The following is a 22,390-nucleotide window of genomic DNA, read 5'->3' on the forward strand; positions in this document are numbered from 1 at the left end:
ATTATTTTATCGGTATCTGTTGGCTTAAATTGAAGATATTCAGCACTGAGCAGGCTAAATCTTCATCATTCATCATAGCATGATTTAAGAGACCCAGATATACGTACAATACAATCCCATTAAGTGCAATTTTCTAGAATCACCTTCCAGATCAATCAAAGTTCCTCTAATCTAAATTCCAATATGACAAAAAGCGACCGCTCCCGGTAATCCGGTAACGGCCGCTTCTTTCGGCAGTTGTCTCTTATTTAATAAGGAGCTTCCATAGAGAAACGTCCCATTTTGCCCGCACGCAGTTCACGCAGAAAAGCTCGCGATGCCTTTTCCAAATCGATACGCCCACCACTTACCACACAACCACGTATACGACCAACCTGTTCCATGATCGCAACAACGCTGTCAGAATCATCCGCATCCTTGGAGAACTCCTGAAGTCCGTATCGTTCTTCAAGAGATTCCCAGTAATAACGCATTAGATAACTGATGCCAAAAAAGGCGATGTCTTCTGCATTCAGAATCTCTTCCTTAATTGCACCTGTTACCGCAAGACGATAACCCACGTTTTGATCTTCAAATTTCGGCCACAGAATACCGGGGGTATCCAGCAGTTCCATCTCTTTACCAACTTTGATCCACTGTTGTCCCTTTGTCACACCAGGACGATCTCCCGTTGCCGCAATGTTCCGTCCAGCCAGTCGGTTAATCAGCGTGGATTTACCCACGTTTGGAATACCAACAATCAGTCCACGAACCGCTCTAGGGTTAATCCCTTTAGCTATTTGACGGTCAATTTTTTCTTTTAGGAGAAGCTTTGCTTGTGTTGGAATGTCTTTCACGTTGGTACCTGTTGAAGCATCTACAGGGAAAGCAGTGATTCCCTCTTTTTTGAAATATTCAATCCATTCTTGCGTTACTTTCGCATCCGCCAAGTCGGACTTATTCAACAAAATCATCCGGGGTTTGCCCTGTAAAATCTCGTCAATCATCGGGTTGCGGCTGGAGACAGGCAGACGGGCATCCAGCAGTTCGATGACCACGTCAATCAGCTTTAACTTATCCTGAATCTGGCGTCTGGCTCGGGTCATATGACCTGGAAACCATTGAATCGTCACCTTGTCTTCACCTCATTATTTGTTGATATATAAACTTTTTTCTATAACATGCACACCGCATCACTTCGCTGGTAAAACCATCTTAGATCTCTATTATCCCCAGATTAGTTCAACCCTCTACGTTTTGGTGTACATTTTATATTTTGCTTATATATCCTGCATTCATATTAATGGTTAATCCATTTGATATCGCCGATCGGCCAGAAAATCACATCTGCACGACCTACAATATCCTTCAGTGATACATAACCGATCATTCGGCTATCCGTACTGTTCGGACGGTTATCCCCCATTACAAAAACATGACCTTCAGGTACTTTCCCATCCGGGAATTGTTCATTAGGGAAGTCCTTCACGTTATAGGTTCCACCGTTCGCTTCTGCAGCATCGATGGCTCCCTGAATGTAAGTCTCATCGACTTTTTTACCATTGACGAGAACTGTATCGTCCTGAACCTCAACGGTATCACCAGCGACAGCAATGACACGTTTAATGAAATCACGGCCTTCGGTAGGAACGTGGAATACAATTACTTCTCCGCGCTGTGGTTCCCTAATATCATATAAAATTTCATTGACGATTACACGTTCACCTGTATGAAAATTCGGCTGCATGGAAGGCCCGTCCACAACAAACGGTTTGAACAGTAACCACCGAATTAAAATGACAAGTACTAGTGCGATCACGATGGCTTTAAGCCATTCGAAAATTTCATTTTTGGCTTTTTTGGATCGACTGCCTTTCTCTTCGGCAGTATTGCCCTGGTCCTGTTGAACTTCCTGTTCCATTAATGATCTTCCTCTCTTCACAGTACATGTTATAGCAGTTTTTACACATCATCAGTTATGTAATCTTACACGCAAGCATTACCAGTACATTTAATCCACAATTCAAATGTCCTTCAATAACTGATTTCACAAGCCTCCCGGACTATTCGCGCGTGTGCCGCCATACCATTTTACTCGGAAGTGCACCTCCGGTTCAACTTTTCCCGGACAAAAACGAAAAGGGCTTGTCTCCAAGCCCTCCCCGGTATCCGTTATATTAACGAATTTCTTTAATTCTCGCTGCTTTACCGCGTAGTTCACGAAGATAATAAAGCTTCGCACGACGCACTTTACCACGGCGAGCCACTTCGATTCTATCGATTTTAGGGGAATGAAGCGGGAAAGCTCTTTCCACACCTACACCGTAAGAAATTTTACGAACTGTAAAAGTCTCACTGATTCCACCACCACGGCGTTTAATCACAACACCTTCGAACAATTGGATACGCTCACGAGTTCCCTCGATTACCTTAACGTGCACTTTCAAAGTGTCACCAGGACGAAAACTCGGAATATCTTTACGAAGTTGTTCTTGTGTAATCGCTTGAACGATATTCATCTATGACTCCCTCCTTCCGTACAGGCGTTCATACTTCTTCCAGAGAACACCTTGTCTCCTTCATTATCCATAGAGGACCGCCGTATTCCACATAACAGACTTATTGTATCACGCACCATAACAAAACACAAGGAAAAATAAACAAATTGCTGACAGAACTCTTTGATTTTTCAATGCCCTTTAATTCTCATTAATTTCCTTTACTCCAGTATAGACGTTATCCGCTATAACGTTCATTTTAAATACGTCCTGAATTTTATTATAGTCACATTACAATTCCATTAAAATACACCTGTCCATGCGCTTTTCTGCACAATTCCTTTATGGACATCAAAGCTTCGCCCTATGGATTGTCATAATTAGTATCCATGAATAAGTCAAGTATTAGACGGAAAAAATACTGTAACTTTCTGTCAAGAAAGATCGTCTATGATATAGCTTGTTGGATTACATGGTGATGCATCTAAAAATGTAATTCCACGAAGAAATGAAATGGCAAAAGGAGAACCAAACGAATTATGAAATACTTCAAAAAAATTGCTCTTGCTGCACTCGCATTACTCACTTGTACCATTACAATGTATGCGTATGCGGTAACTCATCCTACCAATGCAATGTCTCACAAAGCATGCACGTCCTGGGATATGGTCAAACGTAAGGCATTTCTAATGTCTCACTCCGATTATTCCAGCAAACCTGCACTTGATCTGGCTACCTTTCACATCGCACAAGATTCGGCTACTGAAGTACCTGTACTGATGTATCATTACATACAGCCCAAAATTAATAATCATGAAACAAACAACAAATCGATCATTAATCTGGAAGACTTCGAAGAAAATATGAAATATTTGCATGAAGAAGGCTACAACACAATTACACTGGAGCAGCTAGAGCAATACGTGAATGGACAGATCTCCCTGCCCAAAAAATCCATTGTCATCACCTTTGATGATGGGTATCAGAACAATTATACTTTAGCCTACCCTGTGCTCAAAAAATATAATTTCCATGCTTCCCTGTTTGTAATCGGCAGCAAAATTCAGGATCAGCCTTCACCTTTTGATCCTGCCAAAAATACGTTTATCTCCAAACAGGAGATGCATGCCGCTAAAGACGTCTTTGAGTTTAACAGCCATACCTATAACCTGCATCACAAGGGATATATGCGTTGCGGCGACAACGTGCCCGTCGGACTCGATACAAGCTTGCTCAATGATGACGTCAAGCTGATGAAAGAAACTGGTATTGATACGCCGTATCTTGCCTACCCTTTCGGTTATACCAGCACGCAGATGATCTATCAGCTGCAGCAAAATGGGTATCGCATGGCCTTTTCCGTACGTTCAGGATTTGTTCGACCTGGGGATAATCCTATGAAGCTCCCACGATTAACGGTTACGACAGGAACCGATTTGGCTGCATTGCTCCATCCTGAATCAGACCAACAACAGGAAATCCTTCCTGTCGTAGAGATCAGTCATTAAGCTAGATTGAAACTTCCCCGCCTGGATAAAGAGTCGAGCTATACAGCCTTTTTGGCTGAAGCTGGGCTCTTTTTATGCCCAAAGAGGTTGGAGTGGTTACCTCCATCACTGAGCTGGAATAGATCACCGCCTCATGTGCATCATAGATGATGACCTGTTCCCTTCCGCTCTGACACAAGTCTGCATGTACGGCGTAGCCCTCTTTTCCAAACGCTGCAACCGTTTGCATATTACCATTAATCAAAGATGGTAGGACACCTCCACCTCGACGATAAACCAGGATATAGTCAAGCCCGCTGTCATCCCAGTTGCGTACAGGCTCAATAATGGTTAACCACCCACGAGTTTTACGATCTTCTTTCCAAAGTTCCTTTCCGTCGCTATCCAGCATAAACATTCCATCCTTACCATTCTCATCTCCACGAATAATCCGATCCAGGCCAGCAATCTGTAATCCTTGTCTTTCTCCATAAAATTTCCCCAATGCAATATGCTGTGATTCAATCGTATCCTCATAACGCCATTTTTCATTACCGTTCCGATCCATCATCACCGTGACACTGCCACCGATAACAATTTCAACCTCCCCGTCCTCGTCCACATCGCCAAACCATATACAGTCTGCGTGATCATCAAGATTCTGACAGGACCATAATTATGCTCCATCATGATCCAGCATGTCATACCCGGCCATCACTTCATCTTTACCATCCCCATCGATATCGTAGACCCACGGAAAATGACCTATATTGCCTTCATGCTTCCACAGCAAATTAAAATCATGATCTAATGCCCATAATGTCTTATACCGATCCTTCAGCAGGATATCCATTGTGTGTTGGTCACCAGTCAGATTTGCAAGAATAATACAGTCATGCGCTTGCTCTCCAGGCAACTCATGACGCTTCTTTATCTCTCCGGTTCTTCCGTCCAGGATAAGCAATTGTTTGTTCATTACACACAGCACTTCATTATTTCCGTCCCCATCCCAATCTGCAATCTGAGCGGGATAGTCTGATCCTGGACCGCCAGCATTCGGGTCCGGTGTCCCGACCTGCCATATTAAAGCTCCATCCAGATCATATGCCGACAAGCAGCATACCTGATGCGGGACGTAACGGTCATCTATGCCACCATCTGCCTGCACCAACAGCATCTCAAGCCTGCCATCTCCATTCAGATCTCCCAGAAGCATCTTGCAGCGCTCTCCAGCTTCGCTAATATTCACTCTTCCAACTTCATACGGCTGATGATTCATATTCTTCCTCCTCAGCATGTCGTCTTCATACGCTTCTAGCTGAGATCACGATAAAGAAATTTTTCAGTTTATACAACCCTATTTCGGAACATGCAAAAATGTTCAAAGCGGCAAAAATGTTCAATATAGAAAAAGACCAACCTATATAACACAAGGCTGGTCTTTCAGGCTTTCGAAAGAGATTATTTACGTGCTCAAACGAAATATCATCAAATTACTCTACATTCTTTTCACGTTCGGAACGAAGTTTATTTAGCCAAATCCGTTCTTTGTCCGTCAAGTCCGCCGTCTCCAACATATCCGGTCTGCGTTCCAGCGTACGAAGCAAGGATTGCTCCCTGCGCCATGCCTCAATATTCAGATGATGTCCGGATAACAGCATATCTGGAACCTTCATACCTCTGAATTCCGGAGGACGTGTGTAGTGCGGGTATTCAAGCAATCCGGTACTGAATGAATCCGTTACAGCACTTGTCTCATTACCCAGTACACCCGGAATAAGGCGTACAATACTGTCAATCGCCACCATCGCAGGCAGTTCGCCACCCGTCAGCACGTAATCACCAATTGACAATTCGTCCGTTACGAGAAACTCTCGGATACGCTCATCGTAGCCTTCATAATGTCCGCAAATAAAAATCAGATGATCTTCTTGTACAAGTTCCTCTGCTTTTTTCTGTGTGAACGTCTCACCTTGCGGGCACATTAGAATGATACGTGGGGGTTTCATCGTTGCCGCAGCTTCGCCCCGTTGTTCTAATACATCCTCGACAGCAGCAAAGATGGGATCTGGCTTCAATACCATACCCCCACCTCCGCCGTAAGGTGCATCGTCAACTGTATTATGTTTGTTGGTCGCAAAATTTCGAAAGTTTGTTGCTCCCAAAGATACAAGTCCTTTGGTTTGGGCTTTGCCCAGAATGCTAATTCCGAACACACCGTCAAACATTTCCGGGAATAGGGTTAATACATCCACTTTCATGTTACAGCAGCCCTTCCATCAGGTGAACCTTGACTTGCTTCTCTGCAACGTCCACGTCAAGAACAACATCATCAATAACCGGAAGCAGAATTTCTTTACCTGCAGGCGTTTTGACAACCCATACATCATTCGCTCCAGGAGTCAAAATCTCAGAGATGGTTCCAAGTGTTTCACCCTCTTCGGTGATGACAGAACACCCAACGATTTGATGGAAGTAGTACTCACCTTCCTCCAGCTCTGCCAGATTCTCTTTTAACACTTTGGCCATGCCGCCTTTAAACTTCTCTACTTCATTAATGTTGCCATACTCTTTCAGACGAAGAATATACATATTCTTATGCAAACGTGCAGATTCCACGTTAACCATGACTGGATGATTATCTGGTGTAAAGAAAAACAACTCTGCATTTTTCGCAAAACGCACTTCCGGGAAATCAGTTAGAGGCATGATTCTCACCTCGCCGCGAATTCCATGGGTATTGACAATTTTACCTACATTCATAAACTCTGCCATACTTTCCTCCTACACTCCATTCATATTGGTACTCATATGTGATGATCTTCCTGCGCCCCTCCGGTTACGAATCGTTCTTCGGATCGCTGTTATCTTAACGCTTCTTCAGAATCGATTCCGTTACCCTTCAATTCTTCCGCAGAACATCATACTTGACGAGCTATTTCAATCCTATGATTTAAGTTTCAGCATGCACGAAAAGGGGCTAGGACATGCATCCTAACCCCCTTTCGTATATCTTTAAGATATGATATCAACGGTTACCCGTTTATCCATCTTAACTGCTGCTGATGTGACGACCGTACGAAGAGACTTTGCGATTCGTCCCTGTTTACCAATCACTTTCCCAACATCGTCAGGATGAACGGTTAACTCATAAACGACAAGCCGGTCTTTCTCAACCGTCCGAACCGCCACATCTTCCGGATGATCGACCAAAGCCTTAGCAATTATGCTTACTAATTCTTCCATAGATGACCCTCCGAATCAGCACCTTATTTAGTCAATTTAGACTCGTGGAACTTCTTCATCACGCCCGCTTTGCTCAGCAAGTTGCGGACAGTGTCGGATGCTTGTGCACCGTTTTGAAGCCATTGCAATGCTTTATCTTCATCGATCTTAACAACAGCCGGTTGTTCAACCGGGTTGTAGTAACCGATCTCCTCGATAAAACGACCGTCACGTGGGGAACGGGAATCCGATACCACTACGCGGTAGAAAGGAGCTTTGTGAGCACCCATACGTTTCAGACGAATACGAACTGCCATTTGAAAATTCACCTCCTTCAATGAAATCTGTATATCGTTCAGCTGCCATTGGAATCAACGGAAAGGAAACTTCATCCCTTTACCCAGACCCTTAAGCTGCTTCATCGCTTTATTTTTGCCACCTTTAGGTCCCATCATATCTGAGAACTGTTTCATCATGCGGCGCATCTCATCAAACTGCTTGATCAGACGGTTTACTTCGGCCAGGGATGTTCCACTACCTGTAGCAATCCGCTTCCGGCGGCTATGGTTGATCATATCCGGGTTGCGTTTCTCTTCGGTCGTCATAGAGTACACGATCGCTTCGATCCGGCCCATCTGTTTATCATCAACTTTCAGGTCCTTGGCTTGTTTCATCTTGCCCATACCAGGAATCATATCCATGATCTGATCGATTGGCCCCAGCTTTTTCACTTGATCCATTTGCTCAAGGAAATCTTCGAACGTGAATTCTGCATTACGCATCTTCCGTTCCATTTCCTTGGCTTTTTCGGTATCAATGTTGGACTGCGCCTTCTCAATCAGAGAGAGCATGTCACCCATACCAAGAATACGTGAAGCCATACGTTCTGGATGGAAAGGCTCAAGTGCGTCCAGTTTCTCTCCAAGGGAAGCAAATTTGATTGGACAACCAGTGACTGCTTTAACAGACAGTGCAGCACCACCACGAGTATCTCCATCAAGCTTAGTCAGAACCACCCCGGTCAGATCAAGTTGCTGGTTAAAGTGTTCTGCCACATTAACTGCATCCTGACCAGTCATGCTGTCTACGACAAGCAGTACTTCATCCGGGTTCACTACGCTGTGAATCTGACGAAGTTCTTCCATCAGTTCTTCATCGACATGCAGACGTCCAGCTGTATCGATAATGACGTAGTCATTACCGTTATCCTTGGCGTGCTGCAGACCCTGACGTGCGATCTCTACAGGGCTTGTCTGATCTCCCAGTGTAAATACTGGCGCTTTGATCTGCTCGCCGAGAACTTGCAACTGTTTGATCGCTGCTGGACGATAAATATCTCCTGCAACAAGTAACGGTCTGCTATTTTGCTTTTGCAGCATCTTAGCCAGTTTACCGGATGTAGTCGTTTTACCTGCACCCTGCAAACCAACCATCATCAGTACCGTAGGCGGTTTGTTGGCTTTGGCCAGTTTCGACTGGCTTCCCCCCATCAAATCCGTCAGTTCCTTGTTTACGATGTCGATAATGACCATTCCGGGCGTGAAGCTCTCCATCACTTCTTTGCCGACAGCCTTCTCTTTCACCTTGGCGATGAATTCCTTGACCACTTTGAAGTTTACATCCGCTTCGAGCAATGCCAGACGTACCTCGCGCATAGCTTCAGCAACATCTTCATCAGACACCTTGCCTTTGCCGCGCAGCTTGCTGAACACATTCTGCAATCGGGTCGTTAATCCTTCAAATGCCATGATCCCACCTCCTTAAGCTGTAATACTGTTTTCAGGACCGATACGTTTCGTTCAACTCTTATAAACTACTCTCTGAGCTGTTGAATAATATCGTTTATTTGTTGGTTGTTATCAATGGAAACGCCTGCGCGCTCCAATGCATTTTGCAAATCTTCAAGATTACGGTTGCGCCGTTCGTGCTTCTCCAGCAAGCCAAGCTTGCTTTCGTAATTTTCCAACACTTGTTCGGCACGTTTGATATGCTCGTATACCGCCTGGCGGCTGATCTCGAACTCGGCTGCAATCTCGCCCAGCGAGAAATCATCATGAAAGTAATACTTTAGAAACGTCTGCTGTTTCTCGGTAAGCAACCGTTCATAGAAAGCAAACAGCAAGTTAATCCGGTTTGTCTTCTCAAGCCGGTTTTCTTGACTCATAACGGGGCACTCCCTTCGTCAAGGAAAAACACTTTACACTCTTGCAACGTTCCTAATAATACCTAAAACAAATCAGGTTGTCAAGCAAAAATACTTGTCACAATAAAAACGTTCATTTTACACTCATTTTTCCTGCCTACATGGTTACTCTTAGCCGTTCCTCTACAGTTGAATACGACCTGCTGCAACCATTATATAAAACAAAAAACGAATGGGTCTCCACAGATGGAGCCGATTCGTTTAACGTTATCTACCGTTCTAGCGAAGTGGTGTCAGGTACAACAGTACCATGAAGAAATGAAGAATACTGCCTGCTAGCACAAAGAGATGCCAAATCGCATGGTGGTATGGAAATCCACGCCACACATAAAAAAGCGTCCCCAGTGTATACATCAGACCTCCAGCAACCAGCAACACGATTCCGCCTGTAGGAATGGCAGCCATAAGCGGTTGCCAGGCAATAACGATGAGCCAGCCCATTGCAATATAGAAAATCGTGGACATGAATAGAAACTTTTTCGTGAAAAATGCCTTAAAGATCACACCGAATAATGCGATTCCCCAGATCACACCGAACAGGGTCCAACCAAGTGTGCCACGAACAGCAATAAACAAAAGCGGAGTGTACGATCCGGCAATAAACAAATAAATGGATGAATGGTCAAAAATCTCAAATAAATCTTTCACTTTCCCATCTTTCCATGCATGCACGAGTGTGGAGCTCGTATAGAGCAGCAGCATGGTGATCCCGTAGATCGTGAAACTGACCACATGCCAAGCCGTGCCTTTCATACTCGAAAATACAATCAATAGCACCAGTGCAGCTACGCTGAGTGCAGCGCCGATTCCATGAGTTACCGCATTGGCGACTTCCTCACGACGGGAATAGGTATAGGTATTGGCCATATCAACCGTCCTTTCTAGCCCTTTAGCCTTGCCTTCTTTATTCCCATTATACACGTATTGCCAGTGACATTACACGTGACACTTATCACGTATATCACTGGCAATACGGTTAAAGCTATTCATTCATGCTATTTATTAATGGTTCTAGGAATTAGCTTCCTCTTCTTCAGCACTTTCAGCTGGCTGTTCCTGAATCAGTCCCGCAAACAACGCATGCACGAATTGCTCCGAGTCGAATGGCTGCAGATCATCAATTTTCTCACCAAGTCCGACCAGCTTCACAGGCAGATCCAACTCCTGACGAATCGCAACAACAATACCACCTTTGGCGGTACCATCCAGTTTCGTCAGTACAAGTCCAGTTACCCCGCTCTTCTCTCCGAAGAGTTTGGCCTGATTCAGTGCATTCTGACCTGTAGTTGCATCCAGCACCATTAATACTTCATGAGGTGCTTCCGGAATTTCGCGTTGAATGACACGATAGATTTTGTTGAGTTCGTCCATCAGATTGGATTTATTTTGCAGACGGCCCGCAGTATCACAGAGCAATACATCAGCACCCCGTTGCTTCGCAGCCTGTACAGCATCATACATTACAGCGGCAGGGTCAGAACCTGATTGTTGCTTGATCACTTCCACACCGGCACGTTGTCCCCATACTTCGAGTTGTTCAATTGCTCCGGCACGGAACGTATCTCCTGCTGCCATGATGACCTTTTTACCCTGCTGTTTGAAGCGATGGGCCAGCTTGCCAATCGTTGTTGTTTTACCAACACCATTAACACCAACAAACAAAATGACCGTGATGCCATCCGGATTCATTTTCAGTTCATTATTCTGCTCGCCACGAAGCAAAGCCGTCAGTTTTTCGGACAATACAGGCTGAAGTTCAGCCGCGTCCTCAATTTTGCGTTTTTTGACTTCTTCACGCAGATCTTCAATCAGTTTCATGACCGTATTGACACCTACGTCGGCTCCAATCAGAATCTCTTCCAATTCTTCATAGAATTCCTCGTCGATTTTTTTGCGGCGGATAACGAGATCCGACACTTTCTCTACAAGGCCTTTACGTGTCTTTTCCAACCCGTCCTTGAACTGTTTGGTAACCGACTCCGTTTTGCTTGCAATGCTGTCTCTCAGCTTTTTAAAAAAACTCATAAAGCCCCTCCATCGTGTACATTTCTTAGTTTAAATGATATTAGATGAGTTCATGCGTGACAACCAACTCAAAGATTAGGCAATGACAGCTTCCTCATCTTCCAGTTTAACCGAAACGAGCTTGGATACTCCGCCCTCTTCCATCGTGACGCCATACAGCACATCCGCTTCTTCCATTGTGCCTTTGCGATGTGTAACAACGATGAATTGTGTTTGTTCCGAGAACTCACGTAAATACTGGGCAAAACGCACCACGTTGGCTTCATCCAGTGCCGCTTCCACTTCATCCAGTACGCAGAACGGTACAGGCTTAACATGCAGTATAGCGAATAAAAGGGCCATTGCGGTCAACGCTCGTTCCCCGCCGGATAATAGCTGCAGGTTTTGCAGCTTTTTGCCTGGTGGCTGGGCGACGATATCTATGCCCGTATCGAGCAAACGCTCAGGGTCCATCAATACAAGATCCGCGCGCCCTCCGCCAAACAGCTTGGTGAAGACCGTGCCGAACTCCCGGCGAATCGCATCAAATGTTGCCTTGAATCGTTTGGCCATCTCATCTTCCATTTCTCGAATAACCTGATACAACGTTGTTTTGGCTTCGACCAGGTCATTCTTCTGCGTGCTGAGGAACTCATACCGCTCGTTAACCCGCTGGAATTCCTCGATGGCTCCCAGATTGACGTCACCGAGAGCCGCAATGCTGCGCTTCAGTTTCTGAACCTCAGCTTGTGTGCTCTCCACATCTTCCGGTACTGGATAACGCTCCTTGGCAAGTTCATAGCCGAGCTCATACTCATCCATCAGTTTGCGCAGAATGTTTTCCAACTCAACATCAAGTCTGTTCACGGAAATTTCCGTTTGTCGCATCTGTTCCTCCACAGCTTTCAGCTGTGTGCGCTGTTCCTTCGTTTCACTCTCGGCAAGCTCAAGCTTCTTCGACAGCTCGCTTCGGGCAGCACGTTTGAAGTCCAGCTCCTGTGCAGATTCCGCTTTTTTCAGCTTATATTGGTTAAGATCTTCAATCTGTTTAACACTCTCAGTCTCTGTTTTCTTCAGATCGGCTTCCATGGAGGCCAGCAACGTGCGATTTTGACGAAGATCCTTCACCAGTGAATCCACTTCGCGCTCCAGACGCCGTAACTGCTCCTCGTTGGAGAATCGCTCCTGATCCAGTTTCCCCTCTCGGACTTTCAGATCGGTGAGTTGGGTCTGCAATTCCTCCTTCGCGGATTCATTCGCTTTACGCGCAAATTCTGCGGCATGAATGGCACGATGAGTCGCCTTCTCTTCTTCCTCAAGTTGCTCCAGCTTCTTCACAGCAACATCGCGGGCTGTATCCATTTCTTTGATTTCTTCAGTAAACCCGCTCTTTTCCTGCCCGGCTACGGCAACCTGTTCCAGTACGTGACGCAGTTCATGCTCAACCTGCTTCATTTCCATTGAAGCCTGCTGTTCTGCATTCCGGGTGTCGTCTCCAGACTGACGCAGCTCGTCCAGCTTATCTTGGCACTGCTCCAGCTGAGTCTTTACATCCTCCACACTGCGATGCAGTTTTACGATCTGATTTTCGGTATCCAAAATATCTTGATCCAGCTGATCCAGCTGCCGTTTGCGGCTGAGCAGACTACCATTTTTCTTATGCTGGCTACCACCGGTCATCGAACCACCCGCATTAACCACATCGCCTTCCAGGGTTACGACCCTGAAACGATATTGGCAGCGAGCTGCGATCTTATTGGCATCCTCCAGCTTTTCTGCAATAATGACATTTCCGAGCAGACTTCCAATGATCGCAGCATAACGGGATTCGTATTGTACAAGATCCGCACCAATTCCCACAAAACCATCCATGCCTTCGATCATCGAACGTTCCCCTGCACCAATGGTACGTGCACGAATAACATCCAGCGGGAGGAACGTAGCTCTGCCCAATTGACGTTGTTTCAGAAAAGCAATCGCCTGTCTGGAAACCGACTCATTCTCCATGACGACATGCTGCAGGGAAGCGCCCATCGCCGTCTCTACCGCAAGTTCAATCTTCTCAGGCACTTTAACGAGCTCTGCAACAGCTCCATGAACCCCGTTCAGTGTACCTTTGCGTGATGCCTTAAGAACTTCTTTGACACCCAACATGAAACCGTCAAAATCATCCTGCATTTCTTTCATTGTATCGCGACGGGAGACCTGGGCTTCACGCTTCTGTTCCCATTTACGGACAGTGCCCCGGCTTTCTTCGAGCAGCTTCTGCAGCGATTGGAGACGTTCACTTTCCGTAATATAACCACCGCGCAGATCACTGATTTCCTTGCCTAAACGAACAACTTTTTTCTCAATCTCCGTTTTGCGGGCTTCCAGCGTTTCCTTCTGGCCTTCCCACTTGCCGGATTCCTCAGTCGCTCGGTTCATTCGCCGTTCCAGCGTTTCTTTCTGTTGGTCTGCGTAACGAATTTCATTTCTTGTCTGAGCCATCTGATTCATCAGTTCCAGCAAGTTGCCCTTAAGGCTTTCCTCCTGCTGTTGGCTAATACCACCAGTGACACCGATAAGTTTGGCTTCTTCTTCGGACAGACGATTTCTTACGTCACTCAATTCCAGTTCAAGCTTGGCAAACTTTTCGCGTAATGCAAGTAACTCGGCTTCACGCTCCCGATGTCTCTCTTCACTCGCTGCAAGGGTCACTTTGAGCTGTTCCTGATTTGTCTGCAGATGACGCGAACGCTCCTTGAGCAGTTCCCCAAGTCCTTCACTTTTCTCTGTTGCTTCACTGAATTGCAATAAGGCCGATTGCAGCTGTTCCGTCTCCGTTTCCAGCGTACGTAGTGCATTGCGGTCACTTTCCAGCTTGGCATCATGAGTGGAGACGATTGCCGCCAATCCGACTTCTTCCTCTTTCAATGATTCAAGTCGTTGATTCGCCTTGCTCCAGGAAGCATGAATTTGTTCAATCTGATACACATACATGGAGATTTCCTGTGACTTCAGCTGTCCACGCAATTCCTTGTAGTGGATTGCTTTCTCCGATTGTTCCTTTAACGGACCAATCTGGTCTTCCAATTCGGTGACCAGGTCATGAATACGTAATAAATTCTGTTCCGTCTCATCCAGTTTGCGAGTAGCATCCCGTTTGCGAGATTTATATTTAACAATACCTGATGCCTCTTCAAAGATCCCCCTGCGATCCTCTGAACGGGTACTCAGAATCTCTTCGATTCGTCCCTGTCCAATAATCGAGTAAGCTTCCTTGCCGATTCCGGTATCCATAAACAATTCGGTAATATCCTTCAACCGACACGACTGCTTGTTAATAAAATATTCACTGTCTCCGCTGCGATGTACGCGACGCGTTACCGTTACTTCGCCAAAATCCAAAGCAAGCGCATGATCTTCGTTATCCAGCGTCAACGAAACTTCACCATAATTAACAGCCTTCCGTGCATCACTGCCGGCAAAAATAATATCTTCCATCTTGCCACCACGCAGTGATTTGGCGCTTTGTTCCCCAAGAACCCAGCGTATGCCGTCTGAAATGTTACTTTTCCCACTTCCGTTCGGGCCCACAACCGCGGTTATACCACGAACGAACTCCATTTCCGTTTTGTCGGCGAATGACTTGAATCCACCCAGTTCAATCCGTTTCAAAAACATAGGGTTTCCCGTCACCTCCTCTTGCAAATTTCAAATGTTGCATTCAGCGCCTATATAAGTTGGGTAGAAATGTTACACCTTGTCACTTCAATTGCAGTACCATCTTTCGATCGCTCTTATCCCAAGATTTTCTTTATTCCATTGGTCCGAGGGAAAAATCCGGTGATAAAGGCGCACGCTTCGCTTCTTAAGATTGGTTCTGCACTCTTCGTTTTGTGTAAAAATAAGGTCCAACTTATTTAGTTAAGATCAGGCAACCTCCCCTGGTCTTCTTTACAAAAAAAAGAGCAAAAAGCAGTCCGGCCGATAAATTCCGCCAGGCGGACCCGCGGGCTGCTCTTTGCTCTTCGTTTGTCTATGCGCTTACGGTAAAGCTCAGGCTTCCGGAAGCTTCAGTCGATCCAGCGCTGCAGATGCAGCCTGTTGTTCGGCTTCCTTTTTGGAACGTCCTGTACCTCTGCCTAGCCGTTCTTGACCCATATGGACCTCGGAGACAAACTCCCGTTCATGGGCAGGGCCCCGTTCCTCAACAATACGGTATTCCAGAGCTCCCATATTGTGATGCTGAGTGAGTTCCTGCAATTCCGTTTTGTAATCGCTCATCTGCAACTTGCTGCCCAGAACGATCAACGGAAATACATGCTGATCCAGAAATGTCCGGACAGGCGCCAATCCCTGATCCAGATATAATGCACCGATGAAAGATTCAAACACATCCGCTAGCAAAGCCGGTCTAGTTCGTCCTCCCGTCAGTTCCTCACCTTTACCAAGAAGTACATACTGCCCAAAACCCAACGCTTCAGCAAATTTGACGAGGGAAGGCTCGCAGACAATGGATGCCCGCAGCTTAGTTAATTCACCTTCCGGCCGGTTAGGAAACAAATGATACAAGTATTCCGACACAGTCAGTTCCAGTACGGCATCGCCCAGAAACTCCAGACGCTCGTTATCCTGATGCTGACTGAACCGGTGTTCGTTTACATAAGAAGCATGGGTAAACGCTTGTTTTAAAAGCTGCCTGTTGTCAAATTTGATTTGAAGTTTGTGTTGTAACTGCTTCAGATCTTCACTCAAACGAACTAGCCCCTTATGCTTCAAATTTTTTGAGAATAATGGTGGCATTGTGACCGCCGAACCCAAATGAATTGGACATGGCAATATTGACTTTAGTTTGACGTGGAACGTTTGGAACATAATCCAAATCACATTCCGGGTCCTGATTTTCCAGGTTGATCGTTGGAGCAAGCGTCTGATGTGTCAACGACAATCCGCAGATTACGGCTTCCACGCCACCAGCAGCACCAAGCATATGACCTGTCATCGATTTGGTTGAACTCACCGCAAGCTTGTACGCATGATCACCAAACGCTTTTTTGATCGCAAGCGTTTCGGATCTGTCACCCACAGGTGTTGATGTACCATGTGCATTGATATAGTCCACTTCTTCTGGTTCGATACCCGCATTACGAAGAGCCATCTTCATGCAACGAGCTGCTCCATCCGGATCAGGCTCCGTCATGTGATGTGCATCGCCAGTGAGACCGTAACCAATCACTTCGCCATAAATACGAGCACCACGTTTTTGAGCATGTTCTAGGGATTCAAGGATCAGAACACCTGCGCCCTCGCCCATAACAAACCCGTCACGTTCTGTATCAAAAGGACGGCTCGACTTAGCCGGATCATCGTTACGTGTAGACATGGCACGCATTGCGCAGAACCCAGCCAGACCAGTTGGTCTAATGGTAGCTTCCGCACCGCCACAAATCATCGCATCCGCATCACCGTTTGCAATCAGCTTGAAGGAATCTCCAATGGAGTGTGTTCCTGTAGCACATGCCGTTACCACGTTGATGTTAGGACCTTTCGCCCCGAGAGAAATCGACATCTGGCCAGAAGCCATGTTGGATATCATCATCGGAATGAAAAATGGGCTTACGCGTTTAGGACCTTTTTGCAGCAATGCATTATGTTGGTCCTCCCAAGTACCCAATCCACCGATACCCGATCCGATCGACACACCGAAACGCTCTGCATCAATGTTCTCGTCAATTTTCAGACCACTGTCTTCAACGGCCTTGAAGCCAGCTGCTACAGCGAACTGAACAAAACGGTCCATTTTACGTGCATCTTTGCGATCCATGTACTCTTCCGGGTTGAAATCCTTGATCTCGGCTGCAATTTGAGTGGTGTATTCACTTACATCAAACGCCTCAATCTGAGAGATTCCGGACTTGCCTGCCATTAAACTGCCCCAGAACGTTTCTAAATCTTTTCCGAGCGATGTCATTACGCCCATTCCGGTAATTACAACTCTTTGTTTCAAACCGACTCACCTCTATATCGACTGCATTACGCAAGTATTTTGTGGGAATATCCGCAAGCAGACGTCTAGCCAAGCAGGACCCGAAGATCCGTTTGACCTGCGCCGCTTGCGGAATGAGAAAAACCAATGAATGATGAGAAGTCCCGCCTGTTCGAAAACAGGTGCGGGACTGAATTGACTTTAGGTATGAGATTGTATGTAGTTTACAACTTCACCTACGGTCGTGATTTTTTCTGCATCTTCATCAGAGATTTCCAAATCGAATTCATCTTCCAATTCCATGACCAATTCCACTACATCCAAAGAATCAGCACCCAAATCTTCTTTGAAAGATGCTTCAAGTGTAACTTCAGCTTCGTCTGCGCCCAAGCGGTCGACGACGATGCGTTTTACACGCTCCAATACATCGGACATCCGGTTCACCTCCTCCTTGGTATTATACGAGAATCGCAGGCAAAATGCCATAGAAGACATATGCGGCTCCCGGCCGGGGAACCCGGCCTTTTTCCGGCATTTCGGATCGTCCAGCGCCTGTTCCCCGACTATTGTTCAAGTCCGGGAAGAATTACATGTACATGCCACCATCAACATGCAGTGTCTGCCCTGTCATATAAGATGAAGCTTCTGAAGCCAGGAACGTGACAACACCGGCGATTTCATCCGGCTGGCCCAGACGGGACAACGGAATACCGTTCAACATGTTGTCCACGATCTCCTGGGACAATTCCTTCGTCATATCGGTCTCAATAAATCCTGGTGCAACGCAGTTAACTGTGATGCCGCGGGAGGCAAGCTCACGTGCAGATGCCTTCGTTAAACCGATGACCCCTGCCTTGGCAGCAACATAGTTTGCTTGTCCAGCATTTCCGAGCACACCCACAACAGAGGAGATATTGATAATTCTACCAGACCGTTGCTTCATCATTGGACGCGTAACCGCCTTAAGACAGTTAAACACCCCTTTGAGATTGGTTTCGATTACCTGATCAAATTCCTCTTCTTTCATACGCATGATCAGATTATCACGGGTAATTCCAGCATTGTTGACAAGAATATCAACATTGCCCCACGCTTCAATCGTTGCTTTGACCATTTGTTCGGCTTCATCCATCTGGCCCACATTCGCTTGAATCGTAATTGCCTGGACACCTTTGGCGCGAATCGCTTCAGCTACTTCCTCAGCTGCCGCTTGACTGCCCGCATAATTCACGGCCACGTTGGCACCTGCCTCGGCTAAAGCGAGTGCAATACTACGCCCGATACCACGGGACGCACCAGTAACGAGCGCATTTTTGCCTTGTAATGGTTTAGACATAATCATTCCTCCTTTCCCCAAATCTAATCATTGTTAATCAAATTAGTGCAGCTGCCGTTGCTTCGAGCGTCTCAAGACTGTTTACATTGTACAGTTTAACGGTTTTATCTGTTTTTTTAATCAAACCTGTTAACACACTGCCAGAGCCAATCTCGATAAAAGTATCTACACCTTGCTCAATAAGCCATGTCACACTGTCTTCCCATAAAACCGGAGAATAGACCTGAGCTGTCAATAAATCCTGAACCTTACCGTCCTCCACAGGTCTTGCAGTCACATTCGCGACTACAGGGACCGCTCCGGGTGAGAACGAAACAGTTTTCAGTTTCTCAGCCAGCTTCTCTGCTGCACCCTTCATTAAGGAAGAATGGAACGGACCGCTTACTTCAAGTGTGATGGCACGTTTGCCGCCTGCTTCCTTAACCCGTTCAGCGACAGCAGCTACCCCTTCCTTCACACCGGAAATCACGATTTGTCCCGGACAGTTGATATTAGCAAGTTCAACTGCATGACCACTTTCGGATACGTCCCGGCAAAGCACCCCCAGCGCTTCCCGATCCGCACCCAATACCGCAGCCATCGCACCCTGTCCACCAGGAACAGCCTGTTCCATATATTGACCGCGTGCCCGCACAATGCTTACCGCGTCCGCGAACGAAAGAACGCCCGCCGCGACCAGTGCACTGTATTCACCCAAACTGTGTCCAGCCATATAATCAGGCTGAATTCCTTTTTCTTTAAAAGCCTCAAACAATGCAATACTTGCTGTCAGCAGAGCCGGTTGCGTATTTGATGTCTGTTTCAACTCGGTCTCTGGTCCCTCAAAAACAAGATTGCTCAGCGAGAAACCCAGCGTCTCATCGGCTGTACGGAAAATTTCTGTTGCCGCAGGCACAGACTCATATGCGTCCTTGGCCATGCCCACAGTCTGCGATCCCTGTCCGGGAAATACAAATGCTATTTTACCCATCCAATTCATCTCTCCCAGCTGTCTAATTTACCAAACGAGTACCGATGCGCCCCACGTCAAACCGCCACCAAAACCAACCATAAGCACGGTATCTCCGGCTTTCATGCGGCCTTCTTCAGCAGCTTCTACCAAAGCAAGCGGAATGGAGGCTGCAGATGTGTTCGCGTATTTATCCACATTGACTACAACTTTCTCTTCTGGAAGCTCAAGTCGCTGCATTGCAGATTGGATAATCCGAATATTGGCTTGGTGAGGAACAAACAGATCCACGTCCGTACGCTCCAGGCCAGCCTTGCGCAGTACTTCGATTGTCGCTGTACCCATCACCCGTACTGCAAATTTAAACACTTCACGGCCATTCATGTAAATGTAATGTTTTTTGTTCTCAACTGTTTCTACGGATGCAGGCAGACGGGAACCGCCGCCCTCCATTTGAAGCAGGCTTCCACCCGCACCTTCAGCTCCGAGATCGAATGATTTAAATCCACGGCCTTCCGGCACTTCACCAACGATAACCGCGCCCGCTCCGTCGCCAAACAGCACACAGGTATTACGGTCGGTATAGTCAGTAATACGAGACAAACAATCTGCACCAATAACAAGTGCATTGTTGTACATGCCGCTTTGGATAAAGCTCGTTGCTGTTGCCAGACCGTATACAAATCCGGAGCAGGCAGCAGACAAGTCAAATGCCGCAGCGCCCTTGGCACCAAGTTTATCTTGCAAAATACAAGCAGTAGAAGGGAATGAAGAATCCGGTGTAATAGTTGCCACAATAATCAGATCAAGATCACTGCCAGTCATGCCAGCAGATTCAAGTGCTTTAATAGCTGCCTCGTATGCCAGGTCCGAAGTCGCCTGATCCGGTGCAGCGATGTGACGTTCCTTGATTCCTGTACGACTGACAATCCACTCATCATTCGTATCGACCATTTTCTCCAAATCGCTGTTTGTCAAAATTTTCTCTGGTACATATTTACCTGTACCGATAACCCCTACCGGGCGCAAATTATTCATGTCGTCACTCACTTCCCGCTAATTTCCTTAGATATGCTCTCCACCAGCTGGTTCTGTACTGCAATCCGTGCTTGGCGCACAGCATTTTTGATGGCATTGCCATCAGCCGATCCATGACTTTTCACCACAAGTCTGCTCAAACCGAGGAGTGGTGCACCACCATGCTCGGTATAATCCAGTTTCCGCTTCAAACCGCGCAGCTCAGGCATGAGCACAGCAGCAGCCAGTTTGCTTTTGAGCGACGATGAGAATTGTTCCTTAAGCAGAGCGAAAATGGCACCCGCTGTGCCTTCGAGGGATTTGAGCAATATATTCCCGGCAAATCCATCACATACAAGCACATCACATGCGCCTGTAAGCACGTCACGGGCCTCTACGTTACCAACAAAACGAATTGGAAGTTGCTCGAGCAATGGATAAGCATGTTTGGTTAACTCATTCCCCTTACCAGGCTCCGTTCCCACATTGAGCAGACCCACTCTTGGTGACGCGATTCCCTGCACTTTTTGCCGATACAAGCTTCCCATCAGACCATATTGTGCGAGGTGCTCTGGTTTAGCATCCATATTCGCGCCGAGATCAAGTGCAAGTACACCCACATCATCGATCGTTGGAATCATGGGCGCAAGCGCCGGGCGCTCAATACCTTCCATACGGCCTACCACCAGCAAGCCGGCTGTCATCAGCGCTCCGGTATTGCCCGCTGAGATCATGGCGTCTGCTTCGCCTTCCTTAAGCATACGACCTGCAACCACCATGGAGGCATCCTTCTTGCGACGGACTGCCTTCACCGGTTCGTCATCCGAACCGATCACTTCGGAAGCATGCCGAATAGTCAGATTAGCAGGTTTGGCACCTGACTGACTCAGAAGAGGTTCCAGCTTGGCTTCATCGCCGACCAGGACGATCTGTGTATCCGCCCATTCCGTTGCCGCGGCGATCGCACCTTCTACTGTTGCCGCAGGTGCGTTATCGCCTCCCATGGCATCAATGACGATTTTCATCCCAAATGACCTCCTTCTACGCTGTCTTCTCCACCTGAACGGTAGATTACAAAGTTGCCTTGAAACACCATTTCTTCACCCACATATGTGAATACTTCCACTTTGGCTTTGCCCTTTTGACCCGAGATCGATCTCACATAAGCCTTCGCAATACATTTCTCAGACAAATGGACCGAACGGACAAAACGAATGTCTGCGGAAGCCGTCAGTGCAATCTCGTCATTAATAACGGCTACAGCCAATGAGTTGGCCTGTGCAAAAACATAGTGTCCCCGAGCAATGCCCGTTCTCGAAAATACGTGTTCTTCCTTAATCTCAAACAAGGAGATCCCACTCTTGTCCAGCTGCAAGTCCACAATATCACCGATAATCTCATGCAGGGGCAAGGAGCGCACCTGATCATAGGAACGCTCCGCCATCAGTTTCATCCGCTCCCGAAGCTCGGGAATCCCAAGCTCCAGTCTGTCGAGACGAATCGTCTGAATACTCACCTTCAATTGGCGTGTAAGTTCCTGATCCGTCACAAACGGGTTGTCTTCGATCATTTTGGTTAACTGCTGCTGCCTCTGTCTCTTCGGTACACGTTCGATGCCTGACACCCCCCGCTGTATCGTTTAAGGAACCGCCTAATCCGGTCAGTTCAATATATTCTTTCACGTTGCTTCTATAGTTGCATCCCTGTTCAGCAGGGTCGTT

General features: G+C 46.7%; 21 protein-coding genes and 1 pseudogene. 1 reads left to right on the forward strand and 21 read right to left on the reverse strand.

The features are described from left to right. Positions 1-248 precede the first annotated feature (248 nt). The 3 genes from ylqF to rplS form a co-directional block, all read right to left on the reverse strand. Positions 249-1,112: a ribosome biogenesis GTPase YlqF gene (gene ylqF / locus ACR1R9_RS16145; RefSeq protein ID WP_076289489.1), complete on the reverse strand. Its 864-nt coding sequence runs from the start codon at positions 1,110-1,112 to the stop codon at positions 249-251. A 167-nt stretch (positions 1,113-1,279) separates the two neighbouring features. After that, the gene (gene lepB / locus ACR1R9_RS16150; protein ID WP_076289488.1) at positions 1,280-1,900 is read right to left on the reverse strand and encodes a signal peptidase I; all 621 of its coding nucleotides are present in this window, start codon (positions 1,898-1,900) and stop codon (positions 1,280-1,282) included. 256 nt (positions 1,901-2,156) lie between these two features. Then, complete coding sequence (rplS, locus tag ACR1R9_RS16155) at positions 2,157-2,498, reverse strand: 50S ribosomal protein L19 (RefSeq protein WP_024630190.1); 342 nt, start codon at positions 2,496-2,498, stop codon at positions 2,157-2,159. A 518-nt stretch (positions 2,499-3,016) separates the two neighbouring features. On the opposite strand from rplS, the gene ACR1R9_RS16160 reads away from it, so the two are divergent. Continuing rightward, a complete protein-coding gene (locus tag ACR1R9_RS16160) occupies positions 3,017-3,985 on the forward strand; it encodes a polysaccharide deacetylase family protein (protein WP_326067089.1) in 969 nt (322 codons plus the stop codon). Between the two features lies 1 nt (position 3,986). On the opposite strand, the pseudogene ACR1R9_RS16165 reads toward ACR1R9_RS16160, so the two are convergent. From ACR1R9_RS16165 to fapR, 18 genes and pseudogenes are all read right to left on the reverse strand, one after another. Then, positions 3,987-5,243: pseudogene (locus ACR1R9_RS16165) on the reverse strand (hypothetical protein). Between the two features lie 214 nt (positions 5,244-5,457). Next, positions 5,458-6,225 carry a tRNA (guanosine(37)-N1)-methyltransferase TrmD gene (gene trmD / locus ACR1R9_RS16170; RefSeq protein ID WP_433923193.1) on the reverse strand — a complete coding sequence of 256 codons (768 nt, stop codon included), beginning with the start codon at positions 6,223-6,225 and terminating at the stop codon, positions 5,458-5,460. Position 6,226: 1 nt separating this feature from the next. After that, positions 6,227-6,739: a ribosome maturation factor RimM gene (rimM, locus tag ACR1R9_RS16175; protein WP_326067091.1), complete on the reverse strand. Its 513-nt coding sequence runs from the start codon at positions 6,737-6,739 to the stop codon at positions 6,227-6,229. A 240-nt stretch (positions 6,740-6,979) separates the two neighbouring features. Then, complete coding sequence (locus tag ACR1R9_RS16180) at positions 6,980-7,210, reverse strand: KH domain-containing protein (protein ID WP_024630185.1); 231 nt, start codon at positions 7,208-7,210, stop codon at positions 6,980-6,982. Between the two features lie 23 nt (positions 7,211-7,233). After that, positions 7,234-7,506 (reverse strand): 30S ribosomal protein S16, encoded by a 273-nt coding sequence (rpsP, locus tag ACR1R9_RS16185; RefSeq protein ID WP_024630184.1) that lies wholly within the window; start codon positions 7,504-7,506, stop codon positions 7,234-7,236. Between the two features lie 54 nt (positions 7,507-7,560). Beyond that, positions 7,561-8,937: a signal recognition particle protein gene (gene ffh, locus ACR1R9_RS16190; RefSeq protein WP_024630183.1), complete on the reverse strand. Its 1,377-nt coding sequence runs from the start codon at positions 8,935-8,937 to the stop codon at positions 7,561-7,563. 65 nt (positions 8,938-9,002) lie between these two features. After that, on the reverse strand, positions 9,003-9,353 hold the full coding sequence (locus ACR1R9_RS16195) for a putative DNA-binding protein (protein WP_076289483.1): 351 nt from the start codon (positions 9,351-9,353) through the stop codon (positions 9,003-9,005). A gap of 258 nt (positions 9,354-9,611) precedes the next feature. Continuing rightward, on the reverse strand, positions 9,612-10,259 hold the full coding sequence (gene trhA / locus ACR1R9_RS16200) for a PAQR family membrane homeostasis protein TrhA (protein ID WP_076289482.1): 648 nt from the start codon (positions 10,257-10,259) through the stop codon (positions 9,612-9,614). A 144-nt stretch (positions 10,260-10,403) separates the two neighbouring features. Then, positions 10,404-11,417: a signal recognition particle-docking protein FtsY gene (gene ftsY, locus ACR1R9_RS16205; protein ID WP_310852596.1), complete on the reverse strand. Its 1,014-nt coding sequence runs from the start codon at positions 11,415-11,417 to the stop codon at positions 10,404-10,406. Between the two features lie 75 nt (positions 11,418-11,492). Continuing rightward, positions 11,493-15,062, reverse strand: coding sequence for a chromosome segregation protein SMC (gene smc, locus ACR1R9_RS16210; RefSeq protein ID WP_076289480.1), 3,570 nt, complete (start codon positions 15,060-15,062; stop codon positions 11,493-11,495). Positions 15,063-15,437: 375 nt separating this feature from the next. After that, a complete protein-coding gene (gene rnc, locus ACR1R9_RS16215) occupies positions 15,438-16,136 on the reverse strand; it encodes a ribonuclease III (protein WP_024630178.1) in 699 nt (232 codons plus the stop codon). Positions 16,137-16,149: 13 nt separating this feature from the next. After that, a complete protein-coding gene (gene fabF / locus ACR1R9_RS16220; RefSeq protein WP_024630177.1) occupies positions 16,150-17,388 on the reverse strand; it encodes a beta-ketoacyl-ACP synthase II in 1,239 nt (412 codons plus the stop codon). A gap of 180 nt (positions 17,389-17,568) precedes the next feature. Beyond that, on the reverse strand, positions 17,569-17,802 hold the full coding sequence (gene acpP / locus ACR1R9_RS16225; RefSeq protein ID WP_024630176.1) for an acyl carrier protein: 234 nt from the start codon (positions 17,800-17,802) through the stop codon (positions 17,569-17,571). A gap of 151 nt (positions 17,803-17,953) precedes the next feature. Beyond that, positions 17,954-18,703, reverse strand: coding sequence for a 3-oxoacyl-[acyl-carrier-protein] reductase (fabG, locus tag ACR1R9_RS16230; protein ID WP_063564667.1), 750 nt, complete (start codon positions 18,701-18,703; stop codon positions 17,954-17,956). 37 nt (positions 18,704-18,740) lie between these two features. Next, a complete protein-coding gene (fabD, locus tag ACR1R9_RS16235; RefSeq protein ID WP_076289479.1) occupies positions 18,741-19,673 on the reverse strand; it encodes an ACP S-malonyltransferase in 933 nt (310 codons plus the stop codon). A gap of 27 nt (positions 19,674-19,700) precedes the next feature. Further along, positions 19,701-20,690 carry a beta-ketoacyl-ACP synthase III gene (locus ACR1R9_RS16240; RefSeq protein ID WP_063564927.1) on the reverse strand — a complete coding sequence of 330 codons (990 nt, stop codon included), beginning with the start codon at positions 20,688-20,690 and terminating at the stop codon, positions 19,701-19,703. 8 nt (positions 20,691-20,698) lie between these two features. Then, positions 20,699-21,694, reverse strand: a complete 996-nt coding sequence (gene plsX / locus ACR1R9_RS16245; RefSeq protein WP_064639094.1) for a phosphate acyltransferase PlsX — start codon at positions 21,692-21,694, stop codon at positions 20,699-20,701. Then, positions 21,691-22,239, reverse strand: a complete 549-nt coding sequence (fapR, locus tag ACR1R9_RS16250) for a transcription factor FapR (protein WP_205525006.1) — start codon at positions 22,237-22,239, stop codon at positions 21,691-21,693. Before fapR ends, plsX begins: the two co-directional genes overlap by 4 nt. Positions 22,240-22,390: the final 151 nt, after the last annotated feature.

The sequence above is a fragment of the Paenibacillus taichungensis genome (genome assembly GCF_050994985.1).
Taxonomy (GTDB): domain Bacteria; phylum Bacillota; class Bacilli; order Paenibacillales; family Paenibacillaceae; genus Paenibacillus; species Paenibacillus taichungensis.